A 14,512-nucleotide genomic window follows, 5' to 3' on the forward strand; every position below is an offset into this window, starting at 1 on the left:
ATTAAATGATTTGACGAGCGAATAATAAATAGCGATATTTGGAAGGATTTGATCGAATTATTTGATAGTTTTTGTATTTAGGGGTGGTCTATGGAACCAAAAGTGAGCCTGGATCAGTGGCGGGCGTTTATGGCAGTGATCGATGCCGGTGGCTATGCCAAGGCCGCGGAGGCACTCGGCAAAAGCCAATCGGCGGTGTCCTATGCCATTTCCCAGCTGGAAACCGCGCTGGGCGTGGCGGTCTTCGAGCTCCAGGGCCGGCGGGCGGTACCCACGCCGGCGGGGGATGTGCTGTACCGGCGGGCCCGGCACCTACTGATGGAAGCCGAAAACCTGGAATCGGCCGCCACTCAGCTCTCCGCCAAGGTGGAGCCGCTGGTCAGTCTGGCCGGAGATGTGATTGTGCCGCCCGAGCAGGTATTGTGCTGCATTGCCTCCTTTGCCCGGGAGTTTCCGGATACCCGGGTGGAGTTGTACGAGTCCGTAATGAGCGGCACCGAGGATATGCTGATTCAGCATCAGGTGGATGTGGCGATCGCTGGGCGGGTGCCGGCCGGGTTCAATGGCGAGTACCTGATGTCGGTGACCTTTCGCGGGGTAACCAGCCCGGACCATCCGCTGCAGCACCTGGGGCGTCCGGTCAGTTATGACGATTTGCGCCACTACCGGCAGTCGATCGTGCGGGATTCGGGGATCCATCGACGGTACACCGAGGGATGGCAGGAGGCGGAGCAGCGGTTGACGGTGAGCCATATTCGAACGTCACTGCACGCGATTCGGCTAGGGTTGAGTTATGCCTGGTTGCCCGAGGCTTACCTGAAGGACGATCTGGAGGCGGGGACGCTGAAGCTGATTCCGATGGAGACCGAGAGTAAGCGGGTGCATGCGCTTTATCTGATTTTTGCCGACCGGGAGTTGGCCGGGCCGGCGACGCGGCATTTGGCGGAGGTGTTGAAGCGGCAGTTGCCGGCGCAGTAGGGGGGCGGGTTGAGTTATGGCGGATGCGTTATGTTGGGCAACGGCGGATGCGCCTTCGGCTCCGAGGCGTCGGACCGATCCGCCCTACGCGAACTGCGGTGTATGCGGATGGTTTGGTTACGGCGGATGCGCCTTCGGCTTATCCGCCCTACGGATACCGTGGAGCCCTGCGTAGGGCGGATAAGGGCGTAGCCCGCATCCGCCGTAACATGGCGTGACGATTATGGCTTATCGGCAATCGCCTTCAGGTTCTGATGAATCTTGAACAACACAATCAACAGCTCACACCAGATACGCACACCGAGGGTACCAAACACGATGATACCGAGACCGGCGAAAAACGATTGGCCAAACATCATGCCGATACCGCCCACCAGCACGCTGAGCAACAGCAGCCAGTAGACAACGGTAATGATGCTCGGGGTCAGCATACGATCGAAAAAGAACAAGTCCTTGCCTGACACACTCATTATGATTTTCTCCAGATTGTTTAATTTTTAGCCCAAAAAAGTGTCGCATTTTCCGACACTTAGGTGAGTATAGAGGGGAATTTTTGTTTGGCAAGGTGTGGTGTTGCGTTTTGGTTGGGTTGCGGCGGATGCGCCTTCGATTCCGGGGCATCGGACCGATCCGCCCAACGCGAATTTCGGTGGGTGCGGATGGTTGGGTTGCGGCGGATGCGGGCTTCGCCCTTATCCGCCCTACGCAGGGCTCCACGGTATCCGTAGGGCGGATAAGCGAAGCGCATCCGCCGTATCCCAAGGCCAAATTACCCCGGCAATCCGCCCTTGGTTAGCTTCGCCGGATCCAATAACTTCTCCAGCTCCTCCCGACCGAGATCCGTCTCCGCCTCCGCCACGTCAATAATGGGTCTCCCCTCGGCGTAAGCCTTCTTGGCAATGGCCGCCGCTTTGTTGTACCCGATAATGGGGTTGAGCGCCGTCACGAGAATCGGGTTGCGGGCCAGGGCGTGCTGAAGGTTGTCCTCGCGCACGGTGAAGCTGGCGATGGCGCGTTCGGCGAGCACTTCGCAGCTGTTGCCCATGAGTTTGATGCTGGAGAGCAGGTTGTGGGCCACCAGGGGCAACATGACGTTGAGCTCAAAATTGCCGGACTGACCCGCCACGGTAATGGCGGTATCGTTGCCCATTACCTGGGCGCAGGCCATGGCCACCGCTTCGGGAATCACCGGGTTGACCTTACCGGGCATGATGGACGACCCGGGCTGCAATGCCTCCAATTCAATCTCCCCCAGACCGGCCAGTGGACCGGAGTTCATCCAGCGCAGGTCATTGGCGATTTTCATCAGACTGACCGCCAGCGTTTTGAGCTGCCCGGAGGCGGCGACGGCAACATCCTGGCTCCCCTGGAGCGCAAAGAAGTTGTCCCCCGGCGCACAGACCAGGCCGATATTCTCACTCAGTTGGCGGGCGAAGAGGCCGGCGAACTCCGGGTGGGCGTTAACACCGGTGCCGACCGCGGTGCCGCCCTGGGGGAGGGCGCAAAGCTGGTCGAGGCTCTGGTGCAGGCGCTGTTCGCTGCTCTCGATCTGGCTGGCCCAGCCCCGCAGCACTTGCCCAAAGGTGACCGGCATGGCGTCCATCAGGTGGGTCCGACCGGTTTTCACTACCTGGTCCAGCTCATGGGCCCGGTCCAGCAGGGTGGTGTGCAGGAATTTCAGCTCCGGCAGGAGGTGGTTGTTCAGGGCCAGGGCGCCACTCAGGTGAATGGCGGTGGGGATGACGTCGTTGCTGCTCTGGCTCATATTGACGTGATCATTGGCTCCGACCGCTTTGCCGCTCCGCTCGCTGGCCAGGTGCGCAATGACCTCGTTGACGTTCATGTTGGTGCTGGTGCCGGAGCCTGTCTGGAAAACATCGACGGGAAACTGGTCGTCGTGGTGCCCTTTGATGACTTCGTCGGCGGCACTGATGATCGCCTCGGCAATGGGGTGTTCCAGAAGTCCCAGGGCGGTGTTGGCCTGTGCCGCGGCTTTCTTGATCTGTGCGACGGCGTGAATGAAGGCCGAGGGTAGGGGGGTACCGCTGATATGGAAGTTGTTGATGGCCCGCTGGGTCTGGGCGCCGTAGCGGGCGCTGACCGGGACCTGCACCTCGCCCATGCTGTCTTGTTCGGTACGGTACTGCTTCATACGGGGCCTCCTGTTAGCGGTGTCCCTGAGGGATACGTCGGATCGTGAAAATAATTCACTTTAAATAAACGACTTTAAGTGTATCGACTAACTATCTGATTTACTTGTGCGTGATAGCCGCCACCAAACAGATTCAGGTGGTTGAGCAGGTGGTACAGGTTGTACAGTGGCACCCGTTCCTGCCACCCGGAGTCGAGTGCATTCATCTGAGTATAGTGCTCGTAGAAGCCACCGGAGAAGCCGCCGAACAGTCGGGTCATCGCCAGCTCGGCTTCGGGCCAGCCCCAGTGGGTGGCGGGGTCGATCAATACCGGGTTCCCCGTTTCATCGCAGTGGATATTGCCGCCCCAGAGGTCACCGTGTATCAGGGCGGGCGCCTGCTCGGGGAGCAGTTCAGGCAGCTTTCGACAAAGGGTTTCCAGCTTGTTCAGCTCCCGGCTGGAGAGAAGCCCCGCCGCTTCCGCCAGCCGCCCCTGATACATCAGGCGCTGTTCAGCGAAGAACGCGTGGCCATCAGTGGTGGCGGGGTTGGGTTGCGGGGTGCGACCGCAATAGTTGTCCATGGTAAAGCCGAAGTGCGGCGCGGGTTGGCGGTGCAGGGCGGCCAGCCCTTCGCCCAGGTCCCGCCAGTAATTTGGACCGGGGCGCCCGGGCGCAATATATTCCAGGGCGATAAACGTGGGCTGTGCGGTGATCACCTCCGGCACCCGTAGCGTATCGGTTGCCCGGAGGGCTTCCAGACCGGCGGCCTCGGCAAGGAAAAAATCCGCCGGTGCGGTGGCCTGTTGTTTGATGCACAGGTCCCGTCCATCCGTGGTAGTGATGCGAACGGTATCGCAGATATCGCCGCCGGAGAGTGGCTCCGTACGGGCGACGTCGGTGTCCAGTTCAGTTTTTAACCAATGTTTAATGGCGTCCATCATTTACCACCAGGGTATGCGTTACAATGTTTCTTTTGATCGTACAAAAGGCGTCTCAATGTCCAAGCAGTTTGTGGTTCAGAGCGATTACCAGCCCGCGGGCGACCAGCCGGCGGCCATTGCCGGGCTGGCCAAAGGCATCGATGCTGGCCTCGCGCACCAGACGCTACTGGGTGTGACCGGTTCGGGCAAGACCTTCACCATGGCCAATGTGATCGCCCAGGCTCAGCGGCCGACCCTGATTATGGCACACAACAAAACCCTGGCCGCCCAGCTCTACGGGGAGTTCAAGGAGTTTTTCCCCAACAACGCGGTGGAGTACTTCGTCTCCTATTACGACTACTACCAGCCCGAAGCCTATGTGCCGTCTTCGGACACCTTCATCGAGAAAGACGCCTCGGTCAACGAGCACATCGAGCAGATGCGCCTGTCAGCCACCAAGGCGTTGATGGAGCGTAAGGACGCCATTGTGGTGGCGACGGTTTCAGCCATCTACGGTCTGGGTGACCCGGATTCCTACCTGAAAATGCTGCTGCATCTGGTACGGGGTGATCAGGTGGATCAGCGCCAGATTCTGCGCCGTCTCGCCGAGCTGCAGTACACCCGCAATGACATGGACTTCCAGCGCGGTACCTACCGGGTGCGGGGCGATGTGATCGACATTTTCCCGGCTGATTCCGAGTTCGACGCCTACCGGGTGGAGCTGTTTGACGAGGAGGTGGAGCAGATTTCCGTGTTCGACCCCCTGACCGGCGAGGTGCGGGGCAAGGTGGCGCGAGCCACCATCTACCCGAAATCCCACTACGTCACCCCGCGCAGCCGCATGTTGGAGGCCATTGACCAGATCAAGGTGGAGCTGGAAGAACGCCTGAAACAGCTGCGTGAGAACGACAAGCTGGTAGAGGCTCAGCGCCTGGAGCAGCGCACGCGCTATGATCTGGAGATGATGCAGGAGCTCGGCTACTGCAATGGCGTGGAGAACTACTCGCGCTACCTCTCCGGCCGGGACGCGGGCCTGCCGCCGCCGACGCTGTTTGACTATCTACCGAACGAGGCGCTGCTGATTGTGGATGAGTCCCATGTGACCATTCCCCAGATTGGCGCCATGTTCAAGGGTGACCGCTCTCGTAAAGAAACCCTGGTGGAGTACGGTTTCCGTCTGCCCTCGGCACTGGATAACCGACCCCTGCGGTTTGAAGAGTGGGAGCGGCTGGCACCGCAGATGATTTTTGTCTCGGCCACCCCGGGGCCCTACGAGGCGGAACACGCCGGGCAGGTGATGGAACAGGTGGTCCGGCCCACCGGTCTGGTGGATCCGGAAATTGAAGTGCGGCCAGCCACTACTCAGGTGGACGATGCCCTGTCCGAAATCCGTTTGAGGGTAGACCGGGACGAGCGGGTGTTGCTTACCGTACTGACCAAACGTATGGCCGAGGACCTGACCGAATACCTCGCCGAGCACGGGGTACGGGTCCGCTACCTGCATTCGGATATCGATACGGTGGAGAGGGTGGAGATCATTCGCGACCTGCGCCTGGGCGAGTTCGATGTATTGGTGGGCATCAACCTGCTTCGGGAAGGCCTGGATATGCCGGAAGTGTCCCTGGTGGCCATTCTGGACGCGGATAAGGAAGGTTTCCTGCGTTCCGAGCGTTCTCTGATCCAGACCATCGGCCGGGCCGCGCGGAACCTGCACGGCAAGGCGATTCTCTACGCCGACCGCGTCACCGGCTCCATGCAACGGGCGATCGACGAAACCGAGCGCCGACGGACCAAACAGTTGGCCCACAATGAGGAACACGGCATTACCCCGATGGGTATTCGCAAGAGTGTGACCGACATTATGGAGGCGGGGCCGGTACCCGGGTCCGGCGCCCGTCGTCAGCGCAAAGAGGCTGTCGCGGAGAAGCGAGCCCGCTACGAGGTTGAGCAGGAGGGCGATCCCCTCAAGGCGGTGGCCAAGCTGGAGCAGGCCATGTACCAGGCCGCCAAGAACCTGGAGTTCGAAGAGGCTGCCCGCCTGCGGGATCAGATCGAAAAGCTGAAACACCGGGCTCTGTAATATGGCGGCGCAACAAACCTCGTTATTTGGTGACGTGGCGGACCCTGAACCGGAGGTATTGATCCGGGAGGACGGCGATGTTCGCCTGTATCGCAACTGGTGGACCCCAGAGGAAACCCGCCGGTTGTTCGACCAACTGCGTACTGAATTGGCTTGGCAGCAGACCCACATTCAGATGCACGGAAAACGGATACCGGTGCCCCGTTTGGATGTCTGGTATGGTGACCCCGGTCATCCGTATCGTTATTCTGGCGTCCGGTTCGACCCCGAACCCTGGACCCCGACCCTTGAGGCGATAAAAAGCGAGCTTGAGAGGCGACAGGGCTTGACCTTTAACAGCGTCTTGGCCAATCTTTACAGAAATGGACAGGACAGTGTGGCCTGGCATGCCGACGATGAGCCGGAGCTGGGTCGCAACCCGGTAATTGCCTCACTCAGCCTGGGCTCGGAACGACGCTTCGCGCTCAGGCACAAAACCCGCAAGGATCTCGCGCCGGTTCGGCTGGATTTGCCCAGCGGTTCGCTGCTGGTCATGGCCGGAACCACCCAGCATTTCTGGCAGCACCAACTGGCGAAAACCGCCCGAGCCGTCGGACCAAGGATCAATCTGACCTTCCGAACGGTGTTTGGTGCGGGTGATGGCGGTTTATAATCGGTGGATGGATGTAATCGACAACAACTCTCGAGGGACCGAGCGTGAGACCGGTTCCCTCACGCCCCGCTAAAGTGCACCGGACGCCGGTGTCAGGAACCCCATAACAGACGTTTTGCCAAAAAAACGCCATAACAAAAATTGAATGTGTCAGGACCAAAAGCTGGATTGGGGGCTAACGTTGACAAAGATTCTGGTAGTAGACGACCACGACCTGGTTCGCATGGGCATTGTGCGCATGCTGGCCGACGTGGCCGGCTTTGATGTAGTAGGAGATGCCAAAAGCGGCGAGGAAGCCGTCACCAAGGCACGGGTACTGGTGCCCGACGTTGTGCTCATGGATGTGAAAATGCCCGGTATGGGCGGTCTGGAAGCCACCAAAAAACTGCGGCAGATCAATCCCGAAGTGAAGATCATCGCGGTCACCGCCTGCGATGACAGTCTGTATCCCACCCGACTGATGCAGGCCGGCGCGGTCGGCTACGTCACCAAGGGGGCCGAATTCACCGAAATTACCGACGCCATCAACAAGGTGATTCGCGGTGACCTTTATATGAGTAACGCCATCGCCCAGCAGTTGGCCCTGAAAAATTTTGCCGGAGAAGGGGACACGTCCTCGCCGTTTGAGAAACTCTCCCAGCGGGAGTTGCAGACCGCCATGCTGATTGCCAATGGCCAGAAGGTGCAGGATATTGCCGATATTTTCTGTGTCAGCCCGAAAACGGTGAACAGCTATCGGTATCGGATTTTCGAGAAGCTCGATATCAATAGCGATGTGGAGTTGACCTTGTTGGCGGTGAAGCACAATTTCCTGGATCCGGAGGCGGTGGTGTAGGTTGGGTTGGGATGCGGCGGATGCGCTTCGCTTATCCGCCCTACACGGATCACGGCAGTGTGCGTAGGGCGGATAAGCGCGAAGCGCGCATCCGCCGTAACCCAAACCACGACATCCCCGCCAACCGGTGGTATTCTTCCCGCCCATGAACACACCTGATGTATTCGACCACAAACAATTCCTAGCCAACACCACCAAACAACCGGGCATCTATCAGATGTACGACGGTGGCGGTGAGCTGCTCTACGTCGGTAAAGCCAAAAACCTGAAAAACCGGTTGTCCAGCTACTTCCGCAGCTCCGGCCTGTCTCCGAAAACCGTGGCCCTGGTGGCGAAAATTCGTCAGATCGATGTGACGGTCACCTCGAGCGAAACCGAAGCGCTGATTCTTGAGCAGAATCTGATCAAATCCCACCGGCCGCCCTATAACATTCTGTTGCGGGATGATAAGTCCTACCCCTACATTTTTCTCTCCAGTGGCGAGACCTTTCCGCGCATCAGTTTTCATCGGGGCTCCAAGAAAAAGCGCGGTCACTACTTCGGCCCTTACCCGAATGTTGGGGCGGTGAAAGACAGCCTGAATTTTCTGCAGAAAACCTTTCAGGTGCGTCAGTGCGAGGACAGTGTGTTCAAAAACCGCTCGCGCCCCTGTCTGCAATACCAGATCAAACGTTGCACCGCGCCCTGTGTGGATTACATCAGCCCGGAAGACTACGCCGACGATGTGCGCCACACCCGCATGTTTTTGAGCGGGGATAGTGACACCCTGATGAAGGAGCTGGCGGACCAGATGGACGCCGCGTCCCAGGCGCTGGAGTTTGAGCGGGCGGCGGCGCTGCGAGATCAGATCACCGCGCTGCGCTCCATTCAGTCCCAGAATCTGATTGAAGAGGGGTATGGCGATCTGGATGTGGTAGCCGCCGTGCTGCAGGCGGGGTTGATCTGCGTGCATGTGTTGTTTGTTCGCCAGGGGAGAATTCTGGGCAGTCGCAGCTACTATCCGCAGGCGACACTGGCGGATTCAGAATCCGATGTCCTGACCGAATTCCTGCCACAGTTTTATCTGGCGAGCGAGGGCCGGGAAATCCCCCGGGAAATTATCACCAGCCACCCGGTGGCGGAGGCTGAGCTGATTGCCCAGGCGCTCAAGAGTGCCTCGGGTCGCCAGGTGACGGTCACTGACAAGGTGCGCACCCATCGTTCCCAGTGGGTGCAAATGGCGACCACGGCGGCCCAGCAGAATCTCACGAGCCGGGTAAACAGCCGTAAGAACAGTATGGACCGCTTTATTGCCCTGCAGGATGCGTTGGGTCTGGACGAGATGCCCCAGCGATTGGAGTGTTTCGATATCAGTCACAGCAGCGGTGAGCTGACCCAGGCGTCCTGTGTGGTGTTCGATACCAACGGTCCGCTGAAGTCCGATTATCGCCGCTTCAATATTGACGGTATCACCCCCGGTGACGACTACGCGGCCATGGAGCAGGCGCTGCAGAGGCGCTATACCCGGTTGCAGAAAGGCGAGGGCAAGCTGCCGGATATTCTGATTATTGATGGCGGTAAAGGTCAGCTCGGTAAGGCCGAGGCAGTACTGGCGGAGCTGGGTGTGAACAATGTCCAGTTGCTGGGTGTGGCCAAAGGTACCACGCGCAAGGCGGGGTTCGAGACGCTGTATTGGGCGGAGAGCGGTAAAGAGATTGTGATGTCGAGCGATTCGCCGGCGCTGCATTTGCTACAGCATATTCGCGATGAGGCGCACCGGTTTGCGATTACCGGACATCGCCAGCGGCGGGACAAGAAGCGGCGCACGTCCAGTCTGGAGGGGGTGCCAGGGGTGGGTGCCGGCCGCCGTCGGGAGCTGTTGCGTCATTTTGGTGGGCTGCAGGAGGTACAGAAGGCCAGCGTGGCGGATCTCGCCAAGGTGCCGGGAATCAGCAAACGCCTGGCGGAGGAAATTTACGGCCATTTTCATGGCTGAATACTAGGGTGTGTAGGTGGTGCCCGGAGCCGGAATTGAACCGGCACGACTGCAATAGTCGGCAGATTTTAAGTCTGCTGTGGCCGCTCTCGGACTTCCTGTCCTCCGCGGCACTTGGGCTTCCTGCCCGGCGTCTACCAATTCCGCGGGTACTAAATGGTGCCGGGAGCGGGACTTGAACCCGCACGACCATCACGGTCGCAAGATTTTAAGTCTTGTGTGTCTACCAATTTCACCATCCCGGCGGGGGAGAGTACTTCGAAGGGAAAGTTGGAGGCGCGAGCCGGAGTCGAACCGGCCTAACCGGATTTGCAATCCGGGGCATAACCGCTTTGCTATCGCGCCTTGCTTGAAGAGGGGCGAATTCTAAAGGAATCGCCGAAAAAATCCTAGGGGTTTCCGTGGGTTATCCGGGAATTTTTTGTGTTGGTTGATATTTGACCAAGGTTCCGGGTTGGGTAACGGCGGATGCGCGCTACGCGACCTCCGCAGTTTGCGTAGGGCGGATAAGGCCGCAGGCCGCATCCGCCGTTGCCCAAGCTATTTCAACCTCATAAACGGCCAGGCGGCGCGCAGGTAGAGGATCATGGACCAAAGGGTCAGTAGCGCGGCGCTGTACAGGGTGATGTATCCGAGCCAGTAAAAGAGCGCAAAGGGCAGGTCGGCCAGCAGGACAATCAGGGCCGTCATCTGCAGGGTGGTTTTGATCTTGCCAATGTAGGACACCGCGACGCTGGCGCGTTCGCCCAGCTCGGCCATCCATTCCCGCAGGGCCGAAATTACAATCTCCCGGCCGATAATCACAATGGCCGGGGCGGTGAACCAGGGTGTGGCGTGCAGCTCAACCAGAAGGGCCAGGGCGATGACCACCATCAGCTTGTCCGCCACCGGGTCCAGGAAGGCGCCAAAGGGGGTGGACTGGTCGTATTTGCGAGCGACGTAGCCATCGGCCCAGTCGGTGATGGCGGCAACACTGAATATCATGGCGGAGGCGAAGTGGGCCCACCCGAACGGAAGATAGAAGACCACTACAAACAGCGGGATGAAAACAATGCGGATCAGGGTCAGTTGGTTCGCCAGGGTCATGGGATAGATCGGTCTCTGGTTCTGTCGTTGGGCGAATCATACAGCCGTGAGGCGGGGGTGACCAGTGTTGCGTCGGACCGATCCAACCTACCATGGAGCTATAGGGGCGGGATGGCGCGATCCAGGGCGCCGACGTCCAGGAAGGGCGAGGCATCAATGTCTTTGGCGTCCATCATTTCCGCCACGCGCTGCAGGGCGGCGATGATCATGCTCTGTTCCCATTCATCCAATTCCCGAAACCGTTCCACAAAGTTGTCCTGCAGCGCCGTGGGCGCTGAGGCCAGGATTTTTCGGCCGTGGTCGGTCAAACGGGGGTAGACCTTGCGCTTGTCGGTTTCCGAGCGGATGCGCTCGATCAGCTCCCGCTTCTGCAGGCGGTCCAGAATGGTGGTGACGGTGGCCTGACTCAGGCTCATATCCCGGGCCAGCTCGCTGATGGTCATGTCGCCCTTGGCATGAACGATCTGCAGGAGCAATAACTGTGGCCCCGTGACGCTGGCGGTTTTCACCAGCTTCTTCGAATGCAGGTCGGTCGCCCGGATGACCCGACGCAGCGAAACCAATACCTCTTCAATCTTGTCCGAGGTGCTCATGGACTTGAGCGCCGTCATGTTGCGTTCGGCGCGGGAAGCCAGGCCCTGAGGCAGGTGAGATTCGTCTTTGGTCATGCGCGTGTCTCCGAAGGGCTGCATGGGTTCGGGTGGACTGATCATTTAGCTTAGTGTACTATAGATTTTTATTTAGTTCTCTAACTATTTCAATTCATTCGAATTGTCGGGGCAAACCTTGATTTTTTGCGGGTTTGGGATCATACCCCTATATTGTTGTTATAAACGGGAAGGAGCAGACCATGACCGACACACCCAGTGACAATCTGGATTTTCGCAAGCCCACCGCTGAGGTCGGCTACCTCCTGAATCAGCTGGTGGCTGCCAGCCCGCCCCTTGACCCCAATTCCATTTACTGCAATCTGCTCCAGTGCTCTCACTTCGCCGATACCGCCGTGGCCGTATTCGATGGCGAGCAACTGGTCGGTTTCGTGTCCGGTTACGTAGAACCCAACAAACCGGACACACTGTTTGTCTGGCAGGTGGTGATTGCCGAGGCTGCGCGCGGTAAAGGTCTGGCCAAACGGATGCTCAAACATCTGCTGGGCCGTGAAGCCTGCGCGGAGGTGCGCTACATCGAAACCACGATCACTCCGGACAACGAGGCGTCTTGGGCGCTGTTCCGCAGCCTGGCCCGGGACCTGGATACTGAGCTGAACAGCGAAGTGTTTTTTGAGCGCAACACCCACTTCGGTGGTGAGCACGATGATGAACACCTGCTGGTCATCGGACCGTTCCAGACCAGTCGTCACTGATTGGTCGGACACGGTCCGATAGAAACTGACACCGGCCGACCTGTCGGCCATAAGGTGCCTCGAGATGAGTAGAGGTATCGAACAGGCGGGTTAGCGGGGCGGCACCCCGGTAATCGGCACAATGCTTCAGAATGGAGGACTTATGTCACACACAGTCGAAAAAATCGGCGGCACGTCAATGAGTGAGTACGATGCCGTACGCGACAATGTGGTTATGAAAAACGGGAAAGACGAGGACCTCTACCATCGGATTTTTGTGGTCTCCGCCTACGGCGGCCTGACCGACCTGCTGTTGGAGAACAAGAAAAACGGCCAGCCCGGCGTCTATGGCCTGTTTGCCAGCACCAATGACGATGACCCCTGGATGGAAGCCTTTGACAAGGTGCGCAAGCGCGTGCTGGAACTGAACAAGCAGTATTTTGGCGATACCGACCTTCGCAAAGAAGCTGATGCCTATATCAAGGAACGCCTGGACGATGCAGAACGCTGCCTGACCGATCTGCAGCGCCTGTGTCAGCACGGCCACTTTGAACTGGACGCGCACCTGTTCACCGTGCGTGAAATGTTGGCCAGTATTGGCGAAGCCCACAGTGCCTGGAATATGGCCAAATTGCTCCAGCGTGATGGCGTCAACGCCCGGTTTGTCGATCTCTCCGGCTGGAAAGCGGATGGTGCACTGGCGCTGGATGACATGATCAAACAGTCCTTTGCGGGCATCGATTTTGCCAAAGAGCTGCCCATTGTCACGGGCTACACTCACTGTAAAGAAGGCCTGATGGCCAGCTTTGACCGTGGCTACAGCGAGATGACGTTCAGCCGTATCGCGGTGCTGACCGGTGCCCATGAGGCGATCATCCATAAGGAATTCCACCTGAGCAGTGCCGATCCGCGCCTTGTAGGTGCGGATAAAGTGGTTCCCATCGGTCGTACCAACTACGATGTGGCCGATCAGCTCGCGAATTTGGGGATGGAGGCCATTCACCCCCGCGCCGCCAAGGGCCTGCGCCAGAACGGCATCGCACTGCGGGTGAAAAACACCTTCGATCCGGATCACGACGGCACCCTGATCACCGGCGATTACGTCAGTGAAAAACCCTGTGCGGAAATCATTGCCGGTCGCAAAGGTGTGTACGCGATTGAGGTGTTCGACCAGGACATGATGGGCAATATCGAGAAGTATGATTCCGGTATTCTGCATCAGATTTCGCGCTTCAAGGCGCATGTGGTCAGCAAGGACATCAACGCCAACACCATTGTCCATTACGTTGCCGGCAACCTGAAAACCGTCAACCGCATTCGCAACATGCTGGAAGAGAAGTACCCGGATGCGGAAGTGGATGTGCGCAAAGTGGCCGTTGTGTCCGCCATCGGCAGTGATATGAAGGTGTCCGGTATGCTGGCCAAGTCGGCAACGGCACTGTCCAGCGCCAACATCAGTGTGCTGGCCATTCACCAGTCGATCCGTCAGGTGGATATGCAGTTTATCGTGGACGAGGACGACTACGATCAAGCCGTTAAGAGTCTGCACAAGGCCCTGGTGGAAGTCCATGACCATGGGGACGCCATATGCGCAGCCTGATCAGGCTGGCCGCGCTCTTTCTACTGTGTGCCTCGGTATCGGTGTTCGCCCAGAGCGACGCCGATGGCGAGGCACGTCAGCGTGTGGCCGAAGAAATCGAGAAGCTGGAAGAACCGATGTACAGCCCCTTCATTGAGCGCTATATGCTCGATGAGCTGAAGCAGTTGCGGATCGATCTGTCCAACCAGCGCGCCGAGCTGATTCAGCAGGTGGTGGACCGGGAGATCGAGTCCATTGACCGGGGCGTGACCTATGCAACCAACACGGTCACTTACTTTTTCTATCTGATCGCGGCGGTGAGTTCGATTCTGGTGTTGCTGGGCTGGAACTCCATTCGCGATATGAAAGAAAAAATGAGTAGCCTGGCGGACGAGGAAGTGGGCAAGCTGGTCAACGCCTATGAGGTGCGTCTGCGGGGTATCGAGAAACAGCTGACCCAGAAAACCCGGCATATTGATGCTAACCGCGAGGAGATTGAGCGCACCCAGGAAATTCATTCACTCTGGCTGCGCGCCAATCTTGAGCACACGCCGGCGAATAAAATCGCCATCTACGACCAGATTCTGGCCGTGAAGCCCGAGGATTGTGAGGCGCTAACCTACAAGGCGGATGTGGTGCTCGAGTTGGGCGAACCCCAGTGGGCAGTGAATCTGTGTCAGCAGGCGCTGTCGATCGACTCGGACAATGCCCATGCGTTTTATCAGTTGGCCTGTGCCCACACGGCGTTGGGGCATTACGAAGACGGCGTGCATTTCCTGGGCGAGGCACTGAGCCGCGCGGAAAGTTATCGCGAGTCTCTGATGCAGGATCCGGCGTTGTTCCCATTGCACGACATGCCCGCATTCAAGGAATTGTTGGGGATTCGGGAAGAGGAGTCGTAGATTCTCGTTACGGCGGATGCGCTTCGCTT

13 protein-coding genes and 3 tRNA genes are annotated in these 14,512 nt (G+C 58.6%); 8 read left to right on the forward strand and 8 right to left on the reverse strand.

Going from position 1 to position 14,512, the window contains the following annotated elements; genetic code table 11:
- Positions 1–90: 90 nt before the first annotated feature.
- On the forward strand, positions 91–978 hold the full coding sequence (locus tag EDC38_RS03390; RefSeq protein WP_024460109.1) for a LysR family transcriptional regulator: 888 nt from the start codon (positions 91–93) through the stop codon (positions 976–978).
- Positions 979–1,199: 221 nt separating this feature from the next.
- On the opposite strand, the gene EDC38_RS03395 is transcribed toward EDC38_RS03390, so the two are convergent.
- The 3 genes from EDC38_RS03395 to EDC38_RS03405 form a co-directional block, all read right to left on the reverse strand.
- The gene (locus EDC38_RS03395) at positions 1,200–1,448 is read right to left on the reverse strand and encodes a DUF4282 domain-containing protein (RefSeq protein ID WP_123637329.1); all 249 of its coding nucleotides are present in this window, start codon (positions 1,446–1,448) and stop codon (positions 1,200–1,202) included.
- Between the two features lie 299 nt (positions 1,449–1,747).
- Positions 1,748–3,130 (reverse strand): class II fumarate hydratase, encoded by a 1,383-nt coding sequence (locus tag EDC38_RS03400; RefSeq protein WP_123637330.1) that lies wholly within the window; start codon positions 3,128–3,130, stop codon positions 1,748–1,750.
- Between the two features lie 74 nt (positions 3,131–3,204).
- A complete protein-coding gene (locus EDC38_RS03405; RefSeq protein ID WP_123637331.1) occupies positions 3,205–4,053 on the reverse strand; it encodes a fructosamine kinase family protein in 849 nt (282 codons plus the stop codon).
- Between the two features lie 55 nt (positions 4,054–4,108).
- On the opposite strand from EDC38_RS03405, the gene uvrB reads away from it, so the two are divergent.
- The 4 genes from uvrB (at position 4,109) to uvrC (ending at position 9,574) form a co-directional block, all read left to right on the forward strand.
- The gene (gene uvrB, locus EDC38_RS03410; RefSeq protein WP_123637332.1) at positions 4,109–6,112 is read left to right on the forward strand and encodes an excinuclease ABC subunit UvrB; all 2,004 of its coding nucleotides are present in this window, start codon (positions 4,109–4,111) and stop codon (positions 6,110–6,112) included.
- Position 6,113: 1 nt separating this feature from the next.
- Entirely contained in the window at positions 6,114–6,764 is a 651-nt protein-coding gene (locus EDC38_RS03415) for an alpha-ketoglutarate-dependent dioxygenase AlkB family protein (protein WP_123637333.1), read from the forward strand.
- 181 nt (positions 6,765–6,945) lie between these two features.
- Complete coding sequence (locus EDC38_RS03420; protein WP_123637334.1) at positions 6,946–7,599, forward strand: response regulator; 654 nt, start codon at positions 6,946–6,948, stop codon at positions 7,597–7,599.
- A gap of 145 nt (positions 7,600–7,744) precedes the next feature.
- Positions 7,745–9,574 carry an excinuclease ABC subunit UvrC gene (uvrC, locus tag EDC38_RS03425; protein WP_123637335.1) on the forward strand — a complete coding sequence of 610 codons (1,830 nt, stop codon included), beginning with the start codon at positions 7,745–7,747 and terminating at the stop codon, positions 9,572–9,574.
- 17 nt (positions 9,575–9,591) lie between these two features.
- Here uvrC and EDC38_RS03430 read toward each other — a convergent pair.
- The 5 genes from EDC38_RS03430 to EDC38_RS03450 all read right to left on the reverse strand — a co-directional run bounded on the left by EDC38_RS03430 (position 9,592) and on the right by EDC38_RS03450 (position 11,253).
- Positions 9,592–9,686 (reverse strand) — tRNA-Leu (locus tag EDC38_RS03430).
- Between the two features lie 45 nt (positions 9,687–9,731).
- Positions 9,732–9,819, reverse strand: a tRNA-Leu gene (locus tag EDC38_RS03435).
- Between the two features lie 26 nt (positions 9,820–9,845).
- Positions 9,846–9,919 (reverse strand) — tRNA-Cys (locus tag EDC38_RS03440).
- A gap of 195 nt (positions 9,920–10,114) precedes the next feature.
- Positions 10,115–10,660, reverse strand: a complete 546-nt coding sequence (gene pgsA, locus EDC38_RS03445; RefSeq protein WP_024460117.1) for a CDP-diacylglycerol--glycerol-3-phosphate 3-phosphatidyltransferase — start codon at positions 10,658–10,660, stop codon at positions 10,115–10,117.
- 98 nt (positions 10,661–10,758) lie between these two features.
- On the reverse strand, positions 10,759–11,253 hold the full coding sequence (locus EDC38_RS03450) for a MarR family winged helix-turn-helix transcriptional regulator (RefSeq protein ID WP_211331093.1): 495 nt from the start codon (positions 11,251–11,253) through the stop codon (positions 10,759–10,761).
- A 257-nt stretch (positions 11,254–11,510) separates the two neighbouring features.
- Here EDC38_RS03450 and ectA point away from each other — a divergent pair, with 257 nt between their 5' ends.
- The 3 genes from ectA to EDC38_RS03465 all read left to right on the forward strand — a co-directional run bounded on the left by ectA (position 11,511) and on the right by EDC38_RS03465 (position 14,483).
- The gene (ectA, locus tag EDC38_RS03455) at positions 11,511–12,023 is read left to right on the forward strand and encodes a diaminobutyrate acetyltransferase (protein WP_024460119.1); all 513 of its coding nucleotides are present in this window, start codon (positions 11,511–11,513) and stop codon (positions 12,021–12,023) included.
- Positions 12,024–12,165: 142 nt separating this feature from the next.
- Positions 12,166–13,602 (forward strand): aspartate kinase, encoded by a 1,437-nt coding sequence (locus EDC38_RS03460; protein WP_024460120.1) that lies wholly within the window; start codon positions 12,166–12,168, stop codon positions 13,600–13,602.
- Positions 13,590–14,483 carry a tetratricopeptide repeat protein gene (locus EDC38_RS03465; RefSeq protein WP_123637336.1) on the forward strand — a complete coding sequence of 298 codons (894 nt, stop codon included), beginning with the start codon at positions 13,590–13,592 and terminating at the stop codon, positions 14,481–14,483. Before EDC38_RS03460 ends, EDC38_RS03465 begins: the two co-directional genes overlap by 13 nt.
- The last annotated feature ends 29 nt before the right edge of the window (positions 14,484–14,512 follow it).

Origin of the sequence: Marinimicrobium koreense, assembly GCF_003762925.1 — a bacterium.
Classification (GTDB): domain Bacteria; phylum Pseudomonadota; class Gammaproteobacteria; order Pseudomonadales; family Cellvibrionaceae; genus Marinimicrobium; species Marinimicrobium koreense.

Bases quoted from the DNA above. Each gene is read 5' to 3' on its own strand.
- EDC38_RS03390 (WP_024460109.1), top strand. From the start codon at position 91: ATGGAACCAAAAGTGAGCCTGGATCAGTGGCGGGCGTTTATGGCAGTG.
- EDC38_RS03395 (WP_123637329.1), bottom strand. From the start codon at position 1,448: ATGAGTGTGTCAGGCAAGGACTTGTTCTTTTTCGATCGTATGCTGACC.
- EDC38_RS03400 (WP_123637330.1), bottom strand. From the start codon at position 3,130: ATGAAGCAGTACCGTACCGAACAAGACAGCATGGGCGAGGTGCAGGTC.
- EDC38_RS03405 (WP_123637331.1), bottom strand. From the start codon at position 4,053: ATGATGGACGCCATTAAACATTGGTTAAAAACTGAACTGGACACCGAC.
- uvrB (WP_123637332.1), top strand. From the start codon at position 4,109: ATGTCCAAGCAGTTTGTGGTTCAGAGCGATTACCAGCCCGCGGGCGAC.
- EDC38_RS03415 (WP_123637333.1), top strand. From the start codon at position 6,114: ATGGCGGCGCAACAAACCTCGTTATTTGGTGACGTGGCGGACCCTGAA.
- uvrC (WP_123637335.1), top strand. From the start codon at position 7,745: ATGAACACACCTGATGTATTCGACCACAAACAATTCCTAGCCAACACC.
- pgsA (WP_024460117.1), bottom strand. From the start codon at position 10,660: ATGACCCTGGCGAACCAACTGACCCTGATCCGCATTGTTTTCATCCCG.
- EDC38_RS03450 (WP_211331093.1), bottom strand. From the start codon at position 11,253: ATGAGCACCTCGGACAAGATTGAAGAGGTATTGGTTTCGCTGCGTCGG.
- ectA (WP_024460119.1), top strand. From the start codon at position 11,511: ATGACCGACACACCCAGTGACAATCTGGATTTTCGCAAGCCCACCGCT.
- EDC38_RS03460 (WP_024460120.1), top strand. From the start codon at position 12,166: ATGTCACACACAGTCGAAAAAATCGGCGGCACGTCAATGAGTGAGTAC.
- EDC38_RS03465 (WP_123637336.1), top strand. From the start codon at position 13,590: ATGCGCAGCCTGATCAGGCTGGCCGCGCTCTTTCTACTGTGTGCCTCG.